This window comes from Spirosoma sp. SC4-14, from assembly GCF_037201965.1.
In the GTDB taxonomy this organism is placed as follows: domain Bacteria; phylum Bacteroidota; class Bacteroidia; order Cytophagales; family Spirosomataceae; genus Spirosoma.
This window is the reverse complement of record NZ_CP147518.1, coordinates 7,145,454-7,167,089: the sequence shown is the minus strand read 5'-3', so window position 1 is coordinate 7,167,089 and position 21,636 is coordinate 7,145,454. Positions and strand designations below refer to the sequence as shown.

General features: G+C 48.5%; 16 protein-coding genes. 10 read left to right on the top strand and 6 right to left on the bottom strand.

Annotation, left to right across the window (positions count from 1 at the left end):
- Positions 1-4: 4 nt before the first annotated feature.
- The gene (locus tag WBJ53_RS29565; RefSeq protein WP_338873066.1) at positions 5-460 is read right to left on the bottom strand and encodes a hypothetical protein; all 456 of its coding nucleotides are present in this window, start codon (positions 458-460) and stop codon (positions 5-7) included.
- A gap of 128 nt (positions 461-588) precedes the next feature.
- Here WBJ53_RS29565 and WBJ53_RS29560 point away from each other — a divergent pair, with 128 nt between their 5' ends.
- The 6 genes from WBJ53_RS29560 (at position 589) to treY (ending at position 12,350) form a co-directional block, all read left to right on the top strand.
- Complete coding sequence (locus WBJ53_RS29560; protein WP_338873064.1) at positions 589-885, top strand: SCP2 sterol-binding domain-containing protein; 297 nt, start codon at positions 589-591, stop codon at positions 883-885.
- Positions 886-971: 86 nt separating this feature from the next.
- Entirely contained in the window at positions 972-2,402 is a 1,431-nt protein-coding gene (locus tag WBJ53_RS29555) for a Gfo/Idh/MocA family oxidoreductase (protein WP_338873062.1), read from the top strand.
- A gap of 301 nt (positions 2,403-2,703) precedes the next feature.
- Positions 2,704-5,418: an alpha-amylase family glycosyl hydrolase gene (locus WBJ53_RS29550; RefSeq protein WP_338873060.1), complete on the top strand. Its 2,715-nt coding sequence runs from the start codon at positions 2,704-2,706 to the stop codon at positions 5,416-5,418.
- A 246-nt stretch (positions 5,419-5,664) separates the two neighbouring features.
- Positions 5,665-7,563, top strand: a complete 1,899-nt coding sequence (locus WBJ53_RS29545; protein WP_338873058.1) for a 7TM-DISM domain-containing protein — start codon at positions 5,665-5,667, stop codon at positions 7,561-7,563.
- A gap of 211 nt (positions 7,564-7,774) precedes the next feature.
- On the top strand, positions 7,775-9,628 hold the full coding sequence (gene treZ / locus WBJ53_RS29540) for a malto-oligosyltrehalose trehalohydrolase (protein WP_338873056.1): 1,854 nt from the start codon (positions 7,775-7,777) through the stop codon (positions 9,626-9,628).
- Positions 9,621-12,350 carry a malto-oligosyltrehalose synthase gene (treY, locus tag WBJ53_RS29535; RefSeq protein ID WP_338873054.1) on the top strand — a complete coding sequence of 910 codons (2,730 nt, stop codon included), beginning with the start codon at positions 9,621-9,623 and terminating at the stop codon, positions 12,348-12,350. Before treZ ends, treY begins: the two co-directional genes overlap by 8 nt.
- A gap of 63 nt (positions 12,351-12,413) precedes the next feature.
- Here treY and WBJ53_RS29530 read toward each other — a convergent pair whose 3' ends face one another.
- The 3 genes from WBJ53_RS29530 to WBJ53_RS29520 all read right to left on the bottom strand — a co-directional run bounded on the left by WBJ53_RS29530 (position 12,414) and on the right by WBJ53_RS29520 (position 14,716).
- The gene (locus tag WBJ53_RS29530; protein WP_338873052.1) at positions 12,414-12,584 is read right to left on the bottom strand and encodes a DUF1059 domain-containing protein; all 171 of its coding nucleotides are present in this window, start codon (positions 12,582-12,584) and stop codon (positions 12,414-12,416) included.
- A 170-nt stretch (positions 12,585-12,754) separates the two neighbouring features.
- Positions 12,755-14,119 carry an NAD-dependent succinate-semialdehyde dehydrogenase gene (locus WBJ53_RS29525; RefSeq protein WP_338873050.1) on the bottom strand — a complete coding sequence of 455 codons (1,365 nt, stop codon included), beginning with the start codon at positions 14,117-14,119 and terminating at the stop codon, positions 12,755-12,757.
- Positions 14,120-14,230: 111 nt separating this feature from the next.
- Complete coding sequence (locus WBJ53_RS29520; protein ID WP_338873048.1) at positions 14,231-14,716, bottom strand: MarR family transcriptional regulator; 486 nt, start codon at positions 14,714-14,716, stop codon at positions 14,231-14,233.
- A gap of 177 nt (positions 14,717-14,893) precedes the next feature.
- Here WBJ53_RS29520 and WBJ53_RS29515 point away from each other — a divergent pair, with 177 nt between their 5' ends.
- From WBJ53_RS29515 to acpP, 4 genes are all read left to right on the top strand, one after another.
- Positions 14,894-16,006, top strand: coding sequence for an HlyD family secretion protein (locus WBJ53_RS29515; RefSeq protein ID WP_338873046.1), 1,113 nt, complete (start codon positions 14,894-14,896; stop codon positions 16,004-16,006).
- A gap of 112 nt (positions 16,007-16,118) precedes the next feature.
- Positions 16,119-17,699, top strand: a complete 1,581-nt coding sequence (locus WBJ53_RS29510; protein WP_338873044.1) for a DHA2 family efflux MFS transporter permease subunit — start codon at positions 16,119-16,121, stop codon at positions 17,697-17,699.
- A gap of 95 nt (positions 17,700-17,794) precedes the next feature.
- Complete coding sequence (locus WBJ53_RS29505) at positions 17,795-19,123, top strand: TolC family protein (protein ID WP_338873042.1); 1,329 nt, start codon at positions 17,795-17,797, stop codon at positions 19,121-19,123.
- A 137-nt stretch (positions 19,124-19,260) separates the two neighbouring features.
- Positions 19,261-19,500 carry an acyl carrier protein gene (acpP, locus tag WBJ53_RS29500; RefSeq protein WP_338873040.1) on the top strand — a complete coding sequence of 80 codons (240 nt, stop codon included), beginning with the start codon at positions 19,261-19,263 and terminating at the stop codon, positions 19,498-19,500.
- 113 nt (positions 19,501-19,613) lie between these two features.
- On the opposite strand, the gene WBJ53_RS29495 is transcribed toward acpP, so the two are convergent.
- Together WBJ53_RS29495 and gcvT are read right to left on the bottom strand one after the other, a co-directional pair.
- Positions 19,614-20,324, bottom strand: a complete 711-nt coding sequence (locus WBJ53_RS29495; RefSeq protein ID WP_338873038.1) for a 2-phosphosulfolactate phosphatase — start codon at positions 20,322-20,324, stop codon at positions 19,614-19,616.
- A gap of 124 nt (positions 20,325-20,448) precedes the next feature.
- Positions 20,449-21,540, bottom strand: a complete 1,092-nt coding sequence (gcvT, locus tag WBJ53_RS29490) for a glycine cleavage system aminomethyltransferase GcvT (RefSeq protein WP_338873036.1) — start codon at positions 21,538-21,540, stop codon at positions 20,449-20,451.
- Between the last annotated feature and the right edge of the window lie 96 nt (positions 21,541-21,636).

The following is a 21,636-nucleotide window of genomic DNA, read 5'->3' as shown; positions in this document are numbered from 1 at the left end:
GGAACTAATGCATTTCTTTCAGATTTGTCCAGTAGAGTCCGGCAAACAAAACGCTGAAAAATACCCCGAACGACGTATTAAGGGCACCGAAACCCGACAGAGCCACTGGTAAAATGATTCCAGCGGCTACACCGGCAACATAAATCCAGAAACCAATTCGTTGTAAGCGAAACATCAGAATAGCTCCAATGAGCGTAAGGAGCGAATAAATAAACTGAGCGACCGATAACCGACGAATTTCGTCCGGGTCGCCCGGCATGGGTTGATCGCCCGTTGCTGCCCGGTCTTCGAAGTATTGTTTGGGCTTATTTTTTTGTTCCTCGGGCGTATACCGTCGTTTGACATACGACGTTTCGGCTACCGCATTTGTCTGAACAAATGAAATAACGGCGTCAAATAAGCCCCAGGCACAACTGAGGAACGAAAGAATACAGAGTACGGTGAGAAATTGAGAACGCATTACTGGGAAAGAATAAACTGACGGTTCAGTTTTTTTGGGATTGATTTCGAAATAAAAGGCCTAACCACCCTAAAAACCTTATTTTCGCGGCATAGTTTCATAATCAATCCATGAAACCTAATTTAACTATGAATCTACAGGAATTGACCGATCAGATAAGAACCAAAGCAACCCATGCCGATAGTCTTAATGCAACGGCTAAGCTCGTTACCGATCAGGGTGTTGTTTACATTGATGCTACCCAATCGCCGGTAATAGTTTCTAACGACGATAAACCCGCCGATTGCGACCTGCATGTCAGTGTCGACAATCTGGTAAAGATGGGTACCGGCGAACTAAATCCAATGATGGCTTTTATGACCGGTAAGCTCAAGGTAAAAGGCGACATGGGCATTGCCATGAAAATGGGGCAGGTTATGGCCTAAATTTTCATGGCAATTAGATATTAGATATTGGAAGTTATACTTTTTATAGTGTAGTTTAGGCTGTCAACGACCAATATCTAGTATCAATGTCTTCTAATCAGACCGTTTCCCGCCGGAAATTTCTGCAAGGCGGAGTACTGGCAACCACCAGTTTCCTGATTGTTCCTCGCCATGTGTTAGGTGGTAAAGGCTTCATTGCCCCATCCGATAAGCTCAATATTGCTGCCGTTGGATGCGGAGGGAAAGCCGATGTCAACATTCGGCTCGCTTACAATAATGGCACCGACAATATGGTGGCGTTATGCGATGTCGATGATCGTCAGGCTAAAAAATTCCGTGCCAAGTTTCCCAGCGCTCCTTATTTTCAGGACTACCGCGAAATGTTTGATAAGGTTGGTAAAACCTTCGATGCCGTAATTGTCAGCACGCCCGATCATATGCATGCCCCTATTGCAATGGCAGCCATGCAACTTGGCAAGCACGTGTATGTCGAAAAACCACTTACGCACGATATTTATGAAGCCCGGATGCTAACCGAAGCGGCCCGGAAGTATAAAGTGGTTACGCAAATGGGCAATCAGGGTAGTTCAGGCGATGCAACACGTATTATAGAAACGGCTATTCAGACAAATGTGATTGGTCATGTTCATACGGTTTATTGCTGGACCAATCGGCCGGTATGGCCACAGGGTGTAAAATCACCAAAAGATAAGGGCGAGTCGCAACCGGTTCCGCCGGAGGTAAACTGGCCACTCTGGCTCGGCACCGCTCCCTATCGGGACTATCACGAAGCATATATGCCTACGCGCTGGCGGGGCTATTGGGATTTCGGTACCGGGGCGCTTGGCGATATGGGGTGCCACTTCATGGATGTGCCGTTTCGGGCTTTAAAACTAAAATACCCTACCTCGGTCGAATGTAGCGTTGGCTCGGTTTATTCCGACTTTTTTGTGGAAGCCTTCTACGACGACGTATGTCCGCCTTCGTCGGCAATCCATCTGACTTTCCCGTCTAATGATAAGAAAGTAAAAGAAATTAAGCTTTCGTGGTTCGATGGTGGAATTCGGCCTCAGGTGCCCGAGGGCGTCGACTACAACGATATGTTTAGTGAGATAGACGGAGGAATGCTGTTTATTGGAACCAAAGGTATGCTGGCGGGCGGCTTATTTGGCAATAATCCCAAACTGTTTCCTACCAGCAAATTTTCGGACAAAGACCTGCCTGCGCCCCAAAAACCACTGGTCGAGGGAAAAACCGAAGGGCATCAGCAGCAATGGGTGAAAGCCTGCAAACAGGGCTATGGTGCTTATACATCATCGTCATTCGACGAAGCAGGGCCACTGACCGAAACCGTATTGATGGGGAATCTGGCGACGCGGTCGTATCTGGCCCGGGAAAATGATAAATTTATCGGCCGCAAGAAGCTCTTCTGGGATGGCGACAATATGAAGATTACCAATTTCGATTATGCCAATCAGTTTGTGAAGCGAAAGTACAATGGAAACTATTCGTTATAGATCATGCAGAACTAAAGGCGATTGACGAAATACGTTTTCAGTTCACGAAAAAGAAACGGCTGGCACCTTTGTCAGCCGTTTCTTTTTATACGGGTAGGTCAGATTATAATTCTATTGATTTTATAAAATATTATATATAAAAATAGGCTAATTTTGATTTTTAGTGTCATCTGTTAGCTTTTCTACTGCCTGTGCTAACCTAAGCAGGGATCATGCATGTGCTGGTAACACCGCCGGAAACTGTTGATAATTCATTCGTTATCTGTCCTGTTTTTTTACCTGATTATGACCCACCAATACCATGAAAATTGTCCTTAAATTTAGTGCCATACTGATCGTTTACTCAACGCTGATCGCATCGGCAGTTGCACAGCAGGTGCTGATGCAGGGGTTTTATTACGATATTCCTAAAGCACAATGCGGAGCCGCCTGGGCCGATACAATGGCTGCAAAAGCGTCGCAACTGGCCACGTCGGGGTTTACGCATATCTGGACTCCGCCGTTTCAGGGTAATGGGCCTAACAGTGGAGGGTATGATCCTAAAGATTTATATATCGGAACAAACAGTACCCTGACGGCTCTAGGAACGAAACAGACTATAGTGAATATGGTCTCGACTTTCAGCAGTGCCGGAATGCAGGTGGTGGGCGATATGGTGTACAATCACCGTGATGGTGGCTCGGCCGAAAACAACGATCCAGTACTGGACTATATCATCAATCATGCCGGAAATACCAGCAATCAGGGGTGTTACCAGTATTCGTATCCGTCGGATCGTTACCGGATGATTTTGCCCATTGGCGGTTCGAGCGGAAATGGCACCGGAAATTATTATATCAACATCAGTTCCCGAACCAATACTTATGCCGGAAGCCAGTATATGCTGTATGTAACAACCAATAAAATTGGGGGTTCTCGCTGGTCGCCGGTTAATGCCGCTACTGTTGTCGCTCCGGAGCAGAGTGCTGCCTATGCTATTCAGTTAGGAACAAATTACCAGGTAACGATCGACAACAACGGCGATTCGGATGAGTTTCAGGTATCGCTAAACACGGCCGATTTTAATGCGACCGATACGCTGTTTATTCAGATGATCAACATCAATCCGGGCGATATTACGTCCTATTCGAATCATCGTCCCTGGAAAATCTGGTATGACCCGCTGGGATCATCGGGCAATGGCTCGGCCCGCGATCTGGCCGATTATACTAATGTGTTTGCTGCGAGCGGTTTCAATTCAAATTATAAACTTCGGGCGCAAACGTTTACGAATTTCTGTAACCTGCCTGGTGGCGAGCCTTGCATGAACGGTAGTAATTTCCGGCCTAACTGGCTGGGCGATCCGGCGGCCGATGTTAATGCTACCTGTCTGGGGCCTGCCTATAGCCAGCAAAGCATGGATTATTTCTACGATTATGACCATCAGAATCCTGATACCAAACAAAAACTCATCGACTGGACAATCTGGAGTTGGGATCAGGTTGGCATTCGCGGCCTGCGGATGGATGCGATCAAGCACTTTCCGTCGTCGTTTGTTGGCGATATGTTATGCGCCATGCACGCAGCCGGTAAAGATCCGAGCCTGATTGTGGGCGAATGGTATGGGCAGGACCCTGGTTTGCAGGGCAACTGGCTCAATGAAGTATATAGCAAACTGAGTAGCTGCGGAGCCAGTGGGCTGAACCCTAAAGTGTTTGATTTTAACCTGCGCGATCAGCTTAAGAAGGCCAGCGATGGCGGCAACGGCGTTAGTACTTCGTCGGATTGTAACGACTCCGGGTCGTGGGATGTTCGTAATATTTTTACGGGGAGTCTGCATGATGGAAGTGGTTTTAGCGGTAATAATGTAGTTACAATGCTCAACAACCACGATTTTCGGAGTTCTGATCCTACCTACGGCGATGCGTTGGTACACGACCGGGCCGATGCACTCAATAGCTATGCCTATATGCTTACCAATAATCAGTTAGGAGTGCCTACCATCTTCTGGCCCGATTATTACGGTTACCCGTCCAGCGTCATTACCTGGAATGGTTCGTCCTGCGTACCGCAATCGTATAGTTATTTTCCTGCCTGGTCGCAGGGCGGATTAAAGACCGAAATCGATCAACTTATTGGTGTTCTGAAAACATACATCAACGGGTCAACGGGCATCGATTACCTCAATAAGTTTGGTGGGCCTGCCATTAACTATTTCAGTGGTTGTTATAAACGCTCGCTGATTTATCAGAACAATGCTACCGGGAGTGTGGGTGGTAAAGAAGTGTTGAACGTAATCAATTACGGCGATCAGGCTATGGATGTCGAAATACCGGTTATACAGCGTAATGGTGTAGCAATCGGGGTGCCTTTTTCTAACGTTGCCGGTACGACATCGACACCAGCACCCATCGTGTCGAGTGCTGGTGTACTGCGCGTAACAGTACCAGCCCATAGTTTCGGTATTTGGGTACAGGGAGCCGCTTTACCCGTAACGCTGGTTTCATTTGATGCGAAAGCATTGCCGCAAGCCGTGCGGCTGGACTGGAAATCGACTGCCGAAAACGAATTTTCGGGCTATCAGTTACAACGATCTTCCGATGCCCGCGAATTCGCTGATCTGGCCTGGGTGTCGGCCAGCACAATCAACGAACCGACTGGTACTTATAGCTATCTGGACAATACTGCGCCTGTTGGTGTATCGGTATACTATCGACTGAAAATGGTTGATCGGGACGGCAGTGTGACTTATTCTAAAATTCGGTCGGCCCGCATCGACCCAACGGCTTTGCTGACTCAGCTAGTACCAAATCCTGTGCATGGAGCAGCCCAACTGACCATCAACAATCCGATCGAGCAACTAATAACGATTAGCATTACAACTGCAACGGGTCAGCCTATTCGTCAGCATACCTACCCCCTGAAAAAAGGTCTCAATACCGTAACCGTCGATGGAACATTGCTGGCTAAGGGACTTTATCTGGTAATTGTAACGGATGGGGTTAATCGACAGACCGAAAAAATGATTGTTGAGTAAGCTGCAAGGCTGCTATGCCCAATCCACTGTTGATACCGTTAACTAGGTAAAAAGATGCTGAAAGCACTGGTTAGTAGCGATTTTCGGGGAAATGGCTTGCTACGTCTATCGTTTCAGTATGTCTCAAATTCTTAAATAAATCCCTACATTAGTGGTAATTCCTGACCACTGATGCTTCATTGTATACGTCTGATCTTCTTAATGTTGACCTGTTGTTTGGCCACTGTCCGGCTTGTCGGGCAACCCTTGAGCCGCCAGCCAGTAGAGGTCTTGCCAGAGGGAGATGAGCAAATACATTTACGGGAAAAACTCGCCTATTTTCGGGACTCGCTGGGTACTCGGCTCATTACGGATATTCTACAGCTAACAAACACCGACGCTTTTCAACCGGTTGTAACGCCGGTGCCTAATTTTGGCTTTGTTACGGGTGTCCAGGTGGCTAAACCCGTCTGGTTGCGGTTGCGTGTCCAGAACCCATCAGCGCTGCCGCAGAACTGGTTAGTCGAAGTCGACTTTTGGTGCTTTGATGAAATTCAGCTTTTTGTTGTCGATAGTCAGCATCGAATTATTTCAACATCGCCCGTTATCGGCTGGAAAACGCCAGTTGCTGAGCGTCTTCGCCATCATCGATACTATTGGTTTCCGTTCACAATACCGCAAAAGCAACTGGTAACGGCTTACGTGCGAATAGTCAAACGACGTGGAACACAAATTGTACCCATCAGCCTGGTTCGTGAATCGGCTTACGAAGCCATGTCGCAAAGGAATTATCTGTTCTGGGGCGGGGTGCTGTTTACGCTGGCATTTGTATCGGTCATGAGCCTGATTTTTTTTCTGATAACGCTCGACCGGGTCTACTCAAAATACATTTTTTGTCTGCTGGGGCTCATTGGTTTTTTTGTAATCAACGATGGGTTTCTAAATCAGTTTGCGTTCGATGCGCAATTCTGGTTGCCCCGGCAGAACGTTTATTTCCTGTTTCCATTGATTTTATTTTATTCGCAGCTAACGTTTGTACGCACCTTCTTGACCTTACGGCGCACCCCTTCGCATCGATGGCATACAATCGGAACCGTTGTATTGTGGAGCGGACTTGCCTGTCTCTCAACGCTGGTTGTGGAGCGGTTTACATCGTTTTCGTCTGCAACGGAACTAGTTCTGATTCGCATCTTCTCCGTAATTTACTGGTTGCCCATGCCGGTTATTGTTGCGTATATAGTTATCAGTATTATTCGGAACTACCACCGGAAAGAAGCCTGGCTGTATCTGGTAGCGGTTATCCCATTCTATGCGCTGAATTTGGGACAGGTACTTGCCAATTTCGGGGTGATGCCTACTTATGTGCCCGTTGCAAATTTTGTTTATTATGCGCTGGCCGCTCTCCTGGAAGTGCTGGTGCTGACCTTTGGGCTGGCCTATCGCTACAAAATGGATCGTGACCAGACCGAACGATTGATAAAAGAACGAACTGTTCAGCAAAAACGGACCTACGAAGCCGAAGTACAAACACTGGCCGTAAAAAATAGTCTGCTGCTCGAAAAAGAGCGTATTGCCCGCGATCTCCACGACAATGTGGGTGCCCATCTGGCTTTTGTTGTTACTAACCTGACACACATCAGCGATCAGGTTGAAAAGCAGCCTAAACTCAATGGGCGCCAGTGGTCCGATCAGTTGCGGACCATCGTCAGCTACACGCGCGAAGCCGTGAAACTCCTGCGCGAAACGATCTGGGCCATTCATCAGGAAAGTTTTACGGTCGAAGAATTTTCGGATCGGCTTAATCAGTATATCAACCGATACGTTCAGGAAACCGATGGCCTGCATGTCGATGTGCTGGTTACCGGAGCACCAGGCCAACGACTAACCTCGACGCAGGTGCTGAACTTATTCCGAATCGTACAGGAAGCGCTTAATAATGTGATCAAGCATGCCGGTGCTACCCGCGCCATGGTTGGTATGCAGGTTAGTGCAGGCGGCCGCATCAAGCTGCGCGTTCATGACAACGGTAAAGGGTTTACCTGGGCAAACGGAGCCGTTTCGGAGCAGCATTATGGACTCCAGAACATGAAAACCCGTGCCGAAGAACTGGGTGGAACCTTTCGGGTATTTGCCGACGAGGGCACTACGGTTGAAGTGGAAATTTAGTCCTGAAGGATCTCTCTCATAGCGCGCAACCTAACCACGACGCGTCGTATGCTGGCATGGCTTTTTGCGAAAACCCTGTCTCTTTTTCTGTAATAATTGTGTTCTGGTAGCGATAAAGTTAGGCCCGAACACGTTTTTTTCGCCTTCGAAGCCAACACATTAGCCCCATAGGATGTTAATTTCTTCGGGACTAGTTCACCATTCTCAACGTATGAACGAATTATTTACAAGTCAACGAACGCTGGGCGTAACGTTCTCCGATGCGGGAGCCTGCGTACGGGTCTGGGCGCCCCTGGTCGAAAATGTAGCCCTTCATCACTTTGGCCTGAATCAGATCATACCGCTTCAGAACGAAGGTAGTTACTGGAAAACAACAACAGATCTGCTCAAACCCGACGATCGATACACTTTTGTGCTGAACGGCAAAGTTGAACGGCCCGATCCGGCATCGCTGGCCCAGCCAGAGGGAGTTCATGGTCCATCGCAGGCTGTTGATACAACGGCTTTTGTATGGACTGATGCCGAATGGAAAAACGTACCACTGGAAGATTATCTCATCTATGAGCTTCATACAGGCACGTTTACACCCGAAGGTACTTTTGCCGGCATCGAAACCAAACTGGATTATTTGGTCGAACTGGGTATTAATGCGATCGAAATTATGCCGGTGGCTCAGTTTCCGGGTAGCCGAAACTGGGGTTACGATGGTGTTTGTCCGTATGCGGTGCAGAAATCCTATGGAGGGGCGGCTGGGTTGCAGAAATTAGTGGATGCCTGCCATCGGAAAGGATTGGCCGTTGTGCTCGATGTGGTCTATAATCACATGGGACCCGAAGGGAATTATTTTACGGATTTTGGACCGTATTTCACCAGCAAATACCAGACGCCCTGGGGACAGGCCATCAACTTCGACGATAATTATAGCGATAGCGTTCGGCGGTATTTTATCGAAAATCTGTTGATGTGGTTCCGCGATTTTCATATCGATGCGCTGCGGCTCGATGCCGCCCATGCTATCCACGATAACAGCGATTTGCATATTCTGCGCGAGTTTAAGCAGTATACGAACCTGCTCATGACGCAAACAGGTCGGCAGCATTATCTGATTATTGAATCGGATCTGAACGAACCACGTTTCATTCGGCCAATTGCTGCCGATGGCTATGGCATGGATGCCCAATGGAACGATGAGTTTCATCACGCTCTTCGCGTTACGGCTGGCGGAGAACGTAGCGGTTATTATGCCGATTATGATGGTATCCGTCACCTGGCTAAAGCCTATCGCGATGCCTATGTCTACGATGGAGCCTACATGCCCCGGCGCGCTAAAGTTGTCGGAAAATCGACGGCCGATCACCCCGGTCGGCAGTTTATCGTTTTTTCGCAGAATCACGATCAGATCGGTAACCGAATGCTGGGCGAGCGCCCGGCTGAGCTGGTTAGTTTTTCGATGCAGAAACTGATGGCCGGAGCCGTCATGAGTAGTCCATATCTGCCGATGTTGTTTATGGGCGAAGAGTGGGGAGAGCTCAATCCATTCCTGTATTTTGTGAGCCATTCCGACATGGCGCTGATTGAAGCCGTTCGGGAAGGACGTAAGCGGGAATTTGCGGCATTTCATACTACCGATGAGGCTCCCGATCCGCAGGATGAGCAAACGTTTCAGAAATCGAAACTCCAGTGGGATTTGCTGACGAAGGAGCCGCACCAAACGCTCTTTCGCTATTATCAGGCGCTGCTGGCTTTACGGAAACATTCGCCGTTGCGTCATCCAAACCGCGAAACGGTTGCGGTTATTATGGACGAAACCCAGCAAACACTTCAACTGTTGCGCCAACGGCCTCAACAGATTGCCGACGAAGTACCGATTGTATGCCTGATGAACTTTTCGACACAACCGCAGTTGCTAACGCTGCCTGCCAGCCGAGAACCCTGGCAAAAACTACTGGATTCTGCCGATCCGCAATGGCTTGGCCCCGTAGCGGCCCCGTCGCTGGTAGCGGGCGATGCCTCAGTATTTGTTCAGGCCGAATCCATTCTGATCTATAAAAGCTCGCATGTATAATCCAGTTTCCACATATCGTATTCAGTTTAATAAAGAGTTCGATTTTAGCCGGTTGAACGAACTCATTTCCTATTTCAAGGCACTGGGTATATCAACCATATATGCCTCGCCGGTTTTTGCGGCTGTTCCCGGAAGTCTTCATGGCTACGACGACACCGACCCTACCCAACTGAATCCGGAAATCGGGACTGAAGAACAGTTTCTGGCTATCCGGCAGCAATTGAGAGAGGCCGGTATAGGCTGGCTTCAGGATATTGTGCCCAACCATATGGCCTATCACTCCAGCAACGAATGGTTGATGGATATGCTGGAAAAAGGGCCATTGTCGCGCTATGCCAACTTTTTCGATACCGCTCTCATCAGTGCTTTTTTTCATGGCCGAATTCAGGCTCCCGTCATTACCCGACCATTGGATGGGGCGCTCAAAAACGGAGAAATAAAACTCTGCTACGAGCAGATGCGGTTCATACTGGAAGCAAACTGGAATAAATTTCCGTTAAAACCAGGTAGCTACGCTACGGTGTTGAAGGCTAGTGATGAGGTTGCTACCAACGATATTCAGCAGTTTTTACTTCAACTCGACCAACTCCATCATAACGAAGAACCCGAAGCTTATGCCCTTGCCTGGTATGAGCTTCGTGAACAACTGGCAGCTTTGCAGCATACGCAATCGACAGCAAACTATATTCAGAAATGCATCGATACGGTAAACAACGATCTGACTTTGTTGGCGCAACTTGCCAGTGAGCAAAATTATCGGTTTTGCCCAGAGCCCGAAACTCGGCAGGAAATGAGTTATCGGCGGTTTTTTACCGTCAATACGCTGATCTGCCTGAATATGGACGATGAGTCGGTGTTTTTATATACGCACTCGTTGCTTAAAAAATTACTCGAAACCGACGTTGTTCAGGGACTTCGTGTCGATCATGTCGACGGTTTATTCGATCCGACCCGCTATCTCGAACGATTACGCCAACTGGCTGGCAATGAGACATATATTGTTGTTGAGAAGATTTTGCAGGCTACGGAACCGCTGCCCAAATGGCCAATCCAGGGAACATCGGGCTACGATTTTCTGGCACTTGTCAATAATGTACTGACCGACCAGCGCAGCGAAACGGCTTTTCATGATTATTATCATACACTGGTTGGTAGCGATATGGCATTGCCCGATCGAATTCGCTATCGAAAGTCGTTCTACCTATCGCAGTTTATGGGGGGCGAACTGAACAATTTGAATCAGTATTTTCTCGATTTGAATCTGGCCGACGAAACCGCTTTGGCCGAGCTGACGGCTGGCGAACTGAAACTGGCTATTGCCGAACTACTGGTTGCCTGTCCGGTTTATCGGTACTATGGCAATACGCTTCCATTAGATGCCGACGAAACCGAAGCGATTCGTAGTTTGCTCGATAGTATTCGCGAAAATCGCCCTGAATTAAATTCGGCCCTTTCGTTATTAGAGAATGCGCTGTTGACGAAACCGCTGGAAGGCGATGCGTCGTACACAAATCGGGCGATGCATTTCTACAAACGACTGATGCAGTTTTCGGGCCCGCTTATGGCAAAAGGGGTAGAAGATACGTTGCTATACACCTACAACCGTTTTGTTGGGCATAATGAGGTTGGCGATTCGCCGGAGCGATTTGGCATATCGCTGAAAACCTTTCATGAGGCTATGCAGCTTCGTCAGCAAAACTGGCCACTGGCCCAAAATGCTACCTCAACGCATGATACCAAACGCGGAGAAGATGTTCGGGCGCGGCTCAATGTGCTCACCGATCTGGCTAACGAATGGCTGACCGAAGTGCAGGCCTGGAAACAGACGAATGCGTCGTTGAAGCAGGTAGGTGAATCGGGCGATCTTGTGCCTGATGCAAACGACGAGTATTTAATCTATCAGAATTTGCTCGGCGCGTATCCCATGCCCGGTCAGCCCGACGATAATTTTGCCGAACGGTTTCAGGATTATGTAAAAAAAGCACTTCAGGAATCGAAACGCCATGCCGTTGGCTGGGTCGTCGACGATGAATATGAAGAAGGGGTTCGTCAATTTATCGAGACGTTGTTCGACTCGAACCGTCCATTTTGGCGCCGTTTTGATGCTTTCCATCAGCGGATTGCCGATTTTGGCATCGTAAATTCATTGGCCCAGCTTGTTTTAAAGTTTATGTGTCCTGGCGTTCCCGACATTTATCAGGGGGCCGAAGGGTGGGAGTTAAGCATGGTTGATCCCGATAACCGGCGTCCGGTCGATTTTGGACAACGACAGCAGTGGCTGACAAATCTGAGCGCACGCCAGCAGTCGAATGATCAATCGGTCTGGCCCGATCTCTGGCAGCACCGGTTCGATGGTCGTATTAAATTCTGGCTGACACATAAACTGCTTCAGGAACGCCAGCAAACGGCTTCCCTTTTTTTGCAGGGCGATTATATTCCGCTGGCTGTTGAGGGGGCATACCGAGACCATATTCTGGCATTTGCCCGTCAGTACAATAAAGTCTGCTATATTGTGGTGGTTCCCTTACATTCGGCTCAAATTTGTCAGGAGCAGAGAGCCGATATACTGGGCGTTGACTGGCAGGATACAAGTGTTGTATTGCCTGCGACGATAAGCACTAACTGGAGCAATATTATATCGGGCGGAACCGGCGAAGGTACTAAAATCCCGGTGAAGAACGTGTTCACACAAGTGCCGGTTGCGGTGTTACGGGTGGGGTAAGTAGAAACGGGGCCGATCAGCCCGTAAGTTGGTATTGATCGGCCTCGTTCATAAGCGAAGCGCTTATTCTTCCCGGATCAATTCTTTTAACTGACCTGCCAGCTCAGGAGTGACCGTTACGCCGTGAACTTCCTGGGCATGAACAGCCGCCTGCGACAATACTTCCTCCTCCGAAGAAGCTTTAATAACGCCTTCGCAATCGAATCCTGCGTCTCGGCAATGGAGTGTTTTCATGATTGATGGTTTTTATGTGATAACGTAACCTAAAGATTGGCAAATAAGCTGATCGTAGACAGTAACACCTATCGTTAGGGAAATACCATCGGCGTTCTTGAAGGTAACACTTCTTTTGCGTAATCGATTGATTATGTGTATTGTTTGAGCTAACGGTATGATGTGATTCGTCAGCTCTTTTCAATCCATACTGTCTTCATGTTAACAAACTCTTTGATACCTGCTTCCGAAAGCTCGCGACCAAAACCGGATGTTTTAATACCACCGAACGGCACTCGCGCGTCGGAACGCATCAGGCCATTGATGAATACCGAACCTGCCTGAATTTGCCGGGCCAAATAATCGCCCTTTTCCTGATCCTGAGTCCAGATTGCTGAGCCAAGCCCAAAGTCAGACTGATTGGCCAGGCGTATGGCATCGACTTCGTCTTTGGCATCGATCAGCACCGCTAATGGTCCAAACGTTTCTTCATCAAAGGCAGGCATACCGGGCTTTACCTTATCGAGCAGCATTGGCTCAACATTGCAACCTGAGCGTTGAAGTGCACCAGAGGTTAGTGGCTTTGCCCCTTTGACAATGCTTTGGCGGTACTGCTGTTCGATGTTGTCGGCCAGATCGAGCCGGGCCATCGGGCCCATTGTCGTGGCCTCGTTCATTGGGTCACCCTGTCTGATTTGCTGAATATGGTGCATCACCAGTTCTGTAAAAGACTTCTTGATTTTCTTATCGACAATGAAGCGTTTGGCGGCAATGCAACTCTGCCCTGCATTCTGCATTCGGGATTTTACGGCGGTCTCGGCGGCTTTTTCCAGGTCGGCATCGGCCAGAACAACGAGCGCGTCGGAGCCGCCAAGCTCCAGCACTGATTTTTTAATTTGCCTACCGGCAATCGACGCTACCGATGCACCAGCACGTCCGCTACCCGTCAGCGTGACGGCTTTTACCCGCTGGTCTTTCAATAATGTTTCAACAACCGGTACGTCGACCAGCAAGGTTTGAAAAACGCCATCGGGCAGGCCCGATTCCCGAAAGATTTCTTCGATGGCCAGCGCACAACCCGGCACATTAGGAGCATGTTTGAGTAAGCCAACATTACCGGCAATCAGACCCGGAACCGCAAAACGCATTGCCTGCCAGAAGGGGAAGTTCCAGGGCATAATAGCCAGCACAGCGCCCAGCGGCTGATAAGTAATGTAGCTATGAGCCGCATCTGACTCAATAACTTCATCGGCCAGAAAGGCTTCGGCATGATCGGCATAAAAAGTGCAGGTAATGGCGCATTTTTCGACTTCGGAGATAGCTTCCTGAAGGGTTTTGCCCATTTCGGCGGTTATTAGCTCACCATAACGCTGTTTGTTCGTGTGTAAGTAGTTGCCGACTTTACGCAGATAAGCCGTGCGATCTGACAACAACAAAGCCGACCAGTCGGCAAAAGCCCGGTCGGCTTGTTTAAGCTTACGTTCAATACCAGCGGTCGTATCGGCCCGATAGGTTTTAAGTTTACGCTGGTTATAGGGATTTATAGCGGTAAACATGAGATGGATGAATTAGGGTATATGAAGTATGGTATATATATAAGACACAGGAAAGCCTGGACCTTACTTTCTACAGCATACTTCCTATCTTATCATACACCTCAGGTCGGCTTATTGTTCGTCTTTTTCCAGTTCGTTCACCAGTTTCGACATCGTGTCGATAACCTGTTCCATGCGTTCATGTCCCACAATGGTGTCGAATTTAGTGCGGGCATCCTGCATACAGGTTTCCAGTTTTACGAATAATTCTTTACCCCGATCATTCAGGAAAATAATGCTGGAACGCGAATCATTGGGGTTTTTCTGCGTATATATATAGCCTGCGTCTTCCAGTAGCCCAACAATTTTGCTCATCATCTGTTTAGTGACACAAGCTCGTTTTGCCAATTCGTTATTCGTTGTCCCATGTTCGTCAATATTTGACAGAAACATCAGATAACTCATTTTGAAATCAGCATACCCCAGCGCGTGGAGCCGGGGTTCGATATAATTACTAGTAAACCGCTTCAGCCGCCAGAACAGGCGCCCCACCGACCGCTCCCGAATCAGTTGAAACTGGTTAAAATCAAAGGAATTTTTATCTGTTTCCACGATCATGAAGGCAAAATAAAAAATTCTGAAACATTTCGCATCAAAAAATTGTACAAATATAGTCAACCTTCTTGACTTTATAGTCAACCTAGTTTACTTTTGCTGTACAATAGTCAAACAGGTTGACTACTGAAATTGTTCATTACCACAATAAGAATCGATTGAACCTGCATATATACCATCATGGCAACGACAACAACCACAGAAGTAACAACTGAAGAGGCAAGTGGAATTCGAACTTATCTACCCCGCATCATTATTGGTGTAGTGCTGATTATAGGCGGCTACTTTGGCTATCAGGCATATCACCACGGTCAGCTTTATGAGTCGACCGACAATGCACAAATTGAGGGCAACACGGCCCCCGTACTGGCTCGGGTTGCGGGCTACGTAACGTCCGTTACGGTCGACGACTACGCCAATGTGAAGCAAGGCCAGCCACTTGTAACTATTGATCCTCAGGAATATGATGTAGCGTTGGCTCAGGCCGAAGCTGATTATCAGCAATCATTGGCCGATCTGGCAACGGCGCGGGCCGATTTGCAGAACGCCGAAGCGAATGCGCGCAACGTTACACAGAATGCCCGCGTTGCTCAGTCGAATGCACAGGTGCAGGCCGCCCGTCGTGACAAAGCTCAGCAGGATTTACAGCGCGACCAGAATCTTTATAAAGAACAGTCGCTGACCAGAAAGCAACTGGAAGATTCGCAGAGCAATGTTGAGGTGCAGAGCCGTCAGTATTCGGCTAATGTTGAGCAGATTAATCTGGCCAAAACGGCCGAAAGCGTGGCGCAGGCTGGCATCGCCAAAGCACGAGCTAACATTCAGAAAATTGAAGCGCTGATCAAAGTGAAGCAGGCTGCTGTCGACAATGCGAAACTGAAAGTGGGATATGCGCACATTACGGCGCCCATTGCCGGTAAGATTGGCCGTAAAAACGTAGTACCCGGTCAGTATGTACAACCCGGCCAGACGCTGTTTACCATTGCTGCCGATTCAACGTTCTGGGTGGTGGCTAACTTCAAAGAAACACAGCTTGAGAAAATGCAGGTTGGCCAACCGGTCGACATTAAAGTAGACGCTTATCCTGATCTCGATATCAAAGGCCGCGTGGCCTCGCTGTCGGAGGCTACTGGTGCTCGTTTTGCGCTGCTTCCACCCGACAATGCATCGGGCAACTTCGTGAAAATCACCCAGCGTGTTCCGGTTAAGATTGAAATTATAAATCCGGAAAAATACAAAAACCAACTTCGCGCGGGCTTAAGCGTAGATGCCGACGTTCGGGTAGTAAATTAATCAGTAGTAGGAGCGGGGAGCGAGAAGCGAGGGAAGAGGATACAGCCATGATGCAGTATCTGCCAGACGGATTCTCACCGCTTACTACTCGCTCCTGATACTTAAAAAAATCATGGCACAACAAAGTGGCTTTGGTCGATGGATCGTTGTTATTACGGCGGTCTCGGCGGCTATTATGGAACTGATTGATACGTCGATCGTCAATGTCGGATTAAATGACATTGCCGGTAATCTGGGCGCAACAATCGAGGATGTGGCCTGGGTAGTTACGTCGTATGCTATTGCAAACGTTATTGTGATTCCAATGACGAGTTTTTTGCAGCGGTATTTTGGCCGAAAAAACTACTACATAGGCTCTATTATTTTATTCACACTGGCTTCCTACGGATGTGGCTTCGCAAGTGATTTGTGGACACTGGTGTTTTTCCGGTTCCTGCAGGGTGTAGGTGGTGGTGCTTTATTATCTACCTCACAGGGGTTAATGTACGATGCTTTTCCGCCTTCGCAACGCGCTGTTGCATCGGCCCTGTTCGGCATGGGCATCGTGCTGGGGCCAACACTTGGCCCAACACTGGGTGGCTATATTATCGACAATTACCATTGGAGCTGGATGTTCTACATCAATGTCCCAATTGGGATTATTGCCGTGATGCTTAGCTCGACGTTTATCGAAAAAAAGGAGGACGAGATCAATATCGATCGGAAATCGATTCATATTGATCAGCTTGGTATTCTGTTTCTGGCAATTGGAATTGGCAGCTTACAATATGTTCTGGAACGGGGAGAAGCCGATGACTGGTTCGACGACAGCGCCATTCGGTGGCTGACGGCTGTAGCTGCAATTACATTGCCGGCTTTCTTATGGTGGGAGCTACGTGGTACGAAAGAGCCGGTAGTTGACCTGCGGGTCATGAAAAATCGAAACCTGTTTATTGGTTCGATTTTGGTTGTGATTGTTGGTTATGGGTTGTTCACATCCGTATTGCTGTATCCGCTGTTTGCTCAGCGTATTGTTGGTTTAACTGCTACCCAGACCGGAAAATTGCTTATTCCGGGTGGTTTGGTTACGCTTCCCATGTTTGCCCTAACGGGCCGCTTGCTGGCTAAAGGCGTATCGCCCAGGTTGATTGTTAGCCTGGGTTATGTGGCCTTTGGGTCGTTCTGTTTCATTATGTCGACCTACAATATGGATGCCTCAAACGGCGACTTTATTACGGCGCTGATTATCCGTGGTATTGGGCTGGCCCTGGTAAATGTACCGCTAATTAACCAGTCGGTGTCGACCCTGGAGCCGAGTCAGATGCCAACCGGTATTGCCATCGTAAACATGATGCGACAGATTGGAGGAGCCTTTGGCGTAGCGATCACCAACACCTACGTAACGCAGCGCGCGGCCGTTCATCGGGGCGACCTGGTTGCGAACCTGCAACCTGGCGATCCAACAATGACCGAGCGACTAAATATGATGACACAGGGGCTGGTAGCGAAAGGCGTGAATGCTTTCGATGCCGTATCGGGAGCTTATCGAAATCTTGATCTGATTATTACGAAACAGGCATTGATGATTTCCTATCTGGATACGTTTAAGCTGGCTGGCTTTTTCTTCGTGGTTTCATTCCCCTTATTGTTCTTACTCAAAAGTAAAAAAATGGACCCTGCTGCTGCAAAAGCCGTAGCAGATGCCGCTCACTGATTTTGGAAATTGGTTTATGGGTGCTCCGCCTATCAGCCTACATCCTTCGATGGCAGCGCAACCATAAACCAACTACCGCAAACCGATTTCCAACCATGAATCTCAACACCATTGCACTGATTATGCTAGCTGCAACGGGCATTGCTCAGGCGCAGAATCAGGCTATACAGATACCGGACGAGTTACGAACTCTGGTTCAACAGGCCAACACCAATTATCCGATGCTGAAGCAGCAGCAGCAACAACTTCAGGCAGGCGAAGTACGGGTCGATATTGCCCGGACATCTATGCGCCCCAATGTTGCTTTTAATGGGTCTTATGCCTACATCACACCCGTACCACAATTTGCGGTTCCGCTGAACGGGCAGGAAGTGGTGGCCAAACTGGCTCCTAACAATAGTATCAATACCAATATATCGGTAGGCCAGACAATCTATGATTTTGGACGTACTGATGCTGCTGTTCGGCAGGCTACCGACAATGTCCAGATTTTACGGCGTACCTACGAACTAACGCAGCAAACGCTGGCCTACCAGGTAGCGGCTGCCTATTATGGCGTAGGATTCCTGCAACAGGGCATTGCCGTACAGGACTCGGTCATCAAAACAGCCGGGGCCAATGTAAAACTGCTCGCTGCCCGATTAGAAAATGGTGATGCACTCCAGTACGATGTGTTGTCGGAACAGGTACGGGTGAAAATAGCCATTAACCGTAAAATAGAACTGCAGAATCAGTTGGAACGACAACTGGCTACATTGACTTATCTGACAGGGAATGCGCAGCCGGGCACCGACCAGTCGGCTCAGCAATTTCAGTTGGGAACTTCTTCGGCTCCGGTTCAATTGTTCGATCTTAATGGGCAGTTTCAGACGGCCGCAGCCGGAAATAAGGATATTCTGTTAGCGCAGGATCGGGTAAAAGCGGCTGAAACAGATCTGTTGGTAAATCAACGGGCGGGCCAGCCAAGTATTGGTTTCAGCGGGTCGGCTGGGTATAAAAACGGCTATCCGCTGAATGTTGAGCAACTACGGGCCAATATGGTAGCGGGCGTAAACATTGTAGCGCCTATCTATTCGGGCAAACGCTACAAGCTACAGAATCAGGTTGCTCAGTTAAATCTGAATGCCAGCCGGTATGCTGTCGACAACGCGAATGCGCAGTTGCGTCAGAGCATCGCTTTGCTTAATGCTGATATTCGGAGCAACCAGAACCGGCTTGTTAACCTCGAAACACAGGTGTTGCAGGCCCGGAAAGCACTCGAAATTGCCAATGCTCGTTTGCGCAATGGAGTAATCACTAATGTGGAACTTCAGAGTGCCGAAACAGGCGTTGAAGAGGCTGAGCTGGGTCGCCTGAATTTTCAATATCAGCTTCTACTCAACCAACTGGAGTTGAAGCGTTTATTGGGCGAGCCTTTGTTTTAAATAACGAAATTGTCCAAAATGAGAGCAACTGGTATCCCACTTTTGGGGTCCTTCGTTAAAATGTGATTAGTAAAACAACAAAGACAGTGAACCAACCGTTACTAGCCAATGGCAGCGGACCTTATCTCAGATCTATTATGAAAGAGCGTGTTACGGAGATCTTAAAAAACTTTGGCGTAGCAGAAACCGCCATTACCAACGATGTGCACTTTGTTCGTGATCTTGGCCTCGATAGCCTCGATACGGTTGATCTGATTATGCAGTTGGAACAGGAATTTGGTATCCGAATTCCCGATGAAGACTACTCAAAACTAACATCAATGCGGGGGGTGATGGACTATCTGCAGCATGAACAACGGGTGTCGGTGGCAGCCTAACGGCACTCTTTATTGATTAGTCATTACTCACTTGCCAGTAGTGATTAACCAACCATCAACAAACGATCAGCGACCAATGTCAAAAAGCCGACCGCAAAGGGTCGGCTCTTTTTTTACAGTTTCATGCTGACGAGCGAATTGCCCCGCAACACAGGAATAACGTCGTAGAGATCGTGCTGGAGGCAATAGGTAATGTCTTTCTGAATACCCAGCCGCTGCAATCGCCGGATGTGCGATGAGTTGGACAGGTAGCTGGGCAGATTATCTTTCCCCTGGACATAGAGCCGCCATGCCATGATAGCACTGTCTTCAGCCATAGCATAACCGTCTTTTAAGCGATCGACCAGTGCCCCCGCAAACAGCGTATCTTCCATGTTGACGCGCCCTTTCCAGCCCGCACACAAAACCAGTACATCGTAGGGCTCGGTGCGCAGATACCGCGCAACAGCTTCGAGGTTCAGAAACGACCCAACCAGCACTTTTACCGCGCCCCGCGAACGGGTAATGGCCAGGGTTCCGTTGGTGGTTGTCATGGCAATATCGGCACCATAAATCTCGTCACTCATATAGGTGAAGGGCGAGTTATCGAGTTCAAAGCCTTCAACCTTGCGGGCGTTTCGCTCAGCGGCCGCCAGATAGCCGCGTTCCTGCAACAGCCGACACTCATCGACAGTAGCTACTGGAATAATGCTTTTAACGCCATAGGCAAAGGCGGTTACCATACACGAAGTAGCCCGGAATACGTCGGCCACAACCACAATCGTATTCTCAATGGTGTGTAAATTCAGTAAATCTGGCGTTAGGCAAACATCAATTTGTTTCATAAAGAGTGTCTGAACCGGGATTTATAGGATTTATCGGACCGACTTTGATTTTGTTTCGCTTCTTTGAAGCGTTTAGTTAATCAAACAAAATCAAAGTCGGTCCGATAAATCCCATAAATCCCGGTCATTTTTTCACAAAGGGTAATTTCACAACCTGCGCTTTTAGCAGCCGGTCGCGAACTTTTACAAAAATTTCGGAGCCGGGTTTGCTATAAGCAGTGGGCACATAACCCATGCCAATGCCTTTTCCCAGCGTAGGCGACTGAGTGCCCGAAGTTACTTCGCCAATGGTGTTGCCGTCGGCATCAGCTAGTTCGTAATGGCCACGCGGAATACCCCGGTCGATCATTTCGAAGCCAGCCAGTTTTTTCGGAACGCCCTGTTCTTTTTGTTGTTTCAGCACATCGGCATCCACAAAGTCGTGGCTAAATTTAGTAACCCAGCCTAGCCCAGCTTCTATCGGTGATGTCTCATCGGTAATGTCGTTACCGTAGAGGTTATAACCCATTTCGAGCCGGAGTGTGTCGCGGGCTCCCAGACCAATGGGTTTGATGCCATAGGGTTCGCCCGCTTTCATAATGGCATTCCAAACGCCTACGGCCTGCTCGTTTGCAACATAGATTTCGAAACCACCAGCACCCGTATAGCCCGTTGCCGATACAATTACATTCGCATATCCGGCAAAATCGGTTTTTTCGAACGTATAATAATCCATCGAATCGAGTTTGGCCGATGTCAGCGATTGGAGTGCCTGAGCAGCCAATGGTCCCTGAACGGCAAACAGACTCATATCGTCCGACACATTAACCAGGGTTACGTCGTAGTCGGGGGCGTATTGGTTAATCCAGTTCCAGTCTTTTTCGATGTTCGAGGCATTTACCACGAGCATATACTCAGTGGCACTGATGCGGTAAACCAGCAGATCGTCGACAATACCACCGCGACCGTTTGGCAGGTAGCTATATTGTACTTTCCCGTCGAAAAGAACGCTGGCGTCATTGGCCGAAACGCGTTGGATCAATGCCAGAGCGCCATCGCCTTTAAGTATGAATTCGCCCATGTGCGAGACATCGAATATGCCAACGCCATTACGGACGGTATTGTGTTCTTCCAGATCGGAGGAGTAGCGAACAGGCATCTCAAAGCCTGCAAAAGGCACGATTTTAGCGCCTAGCTGCTGATGAATATGATGGAGAGGTACTTGTTTGAGCGACATATGCGCAGGAGTTATCTCGCAAATTTACAAACAGATCAGAGGTTTCAACCAGTCTGCTCATAATTCGCTGTTATCGACGGCTCTTTGAATGGCTGC

Excerpts from the sequence above, each read along its gene's own strand:
- WBJ53_RS29515 (WP_338873046.1), top strand. The coding sequence starts at position 14,894 with ATGGCAACGACAACAACCACAGAAGTAACAACTGAAGAGGCAAGTGGA.
- WBJ53_RS29525 (WP_338873050.1), bottom strand. The coding sequence starts at position 14,119 with ATGTTTACCGCTATAAATCCCTATAACCAGCGTAAACTTAAAACCTAT.
- WBJ53_RS29495 (WP_338873038.1), bottom strand. The coding sequence starts at position 20,324 with ATGAAACAAATTGATGTTTGCCTAACGCCAGATTTACTGAATTTACAC.
- WBJ53_RS29510 (WP_338873044.1), top strand. The coding sequence starts at position 16,119 with ATGGCACAACAAAGTGGCTTTGGTCGATGGATCGTTGTTATTACGGCG.
- acpP (WP_338873040.1), top strand. The coding sequence starts at position 19,261 with ATGAAAGAGCGTGTTACGGAGATCTTAAAAAACTTTGGCGTAGCAGAA.
- gcvT (WP_338873036.1), bottom strand. The coding sequence starts at position 21,540 with ATGTCGCTCAAACAAGTACCTCTCCATCATATTCATCAGCAGCTAGGC.
- WBJ53_RS29505 (WP_338873042.1), top strand. The coding sequence starts at position 17,795 with ATGAATCTCAACACCATTGCACTGATTATGCTAGCTGCAACGGGCATT.
- treZ (WP_338873056.1), top strand. The coding sequence starts at position 7,775 with ATGAACGAATTATTTACAAGTCAACGAACGCTGGGCGTAACGTTCTCC.
- WBJ53_RS29550 (WP_338873060.1), top strand. The coding sequence starts at position 2,704 with ATGAAAATTGTCCTTAAATTTAGTGCCATACTGATCGTTTACTCAACG.
- WBJ53_RS29520 (WP_338873048.1), bottom strand. The coding sequence starts at position 14,716 with ATGATCGTGGAAACAGATAAAAATTCCTTTGATTTTAACCAGTTTCAA.
- WBJ53_RS29555 (WP_338873062.1), top strand. The coding sequence starts at position 972 with ATGTCTTCTAATCAGACCGTTTCCCGCCGGAAATTTCTGCAAGGCGGA.
- WBJ53_RS29560 (WP_338873064.1), top strand. The coding sequence starts at position 589 with ATGAATCTACAGGAATTGACCGATCAGATAAGAACCAAAGCAACCCAT.
- treY (WP_338873054.1), top strand. The coding sequence starts at position 9,621 with ATGTATAATCCAGTTTCCACATATCGTATTCAGTTTAATAAAGAGTTC.
- WBJ53_RS29530 (WP_338873052.1), bottom strand. The coding sequence starts at position 12,584 with ATGAAAACACTCCATTGCCGAGACGCAGGATTCGATTGCGAAGGCGTT.
- WBJ53_RS29565 (WP_338873066.1), bottom strand. The coding sequence starts at position 460 with ATGCGTTCTCAATTTCTCACCGTACTCTGTATTCTTTCGTTCCTCAGT.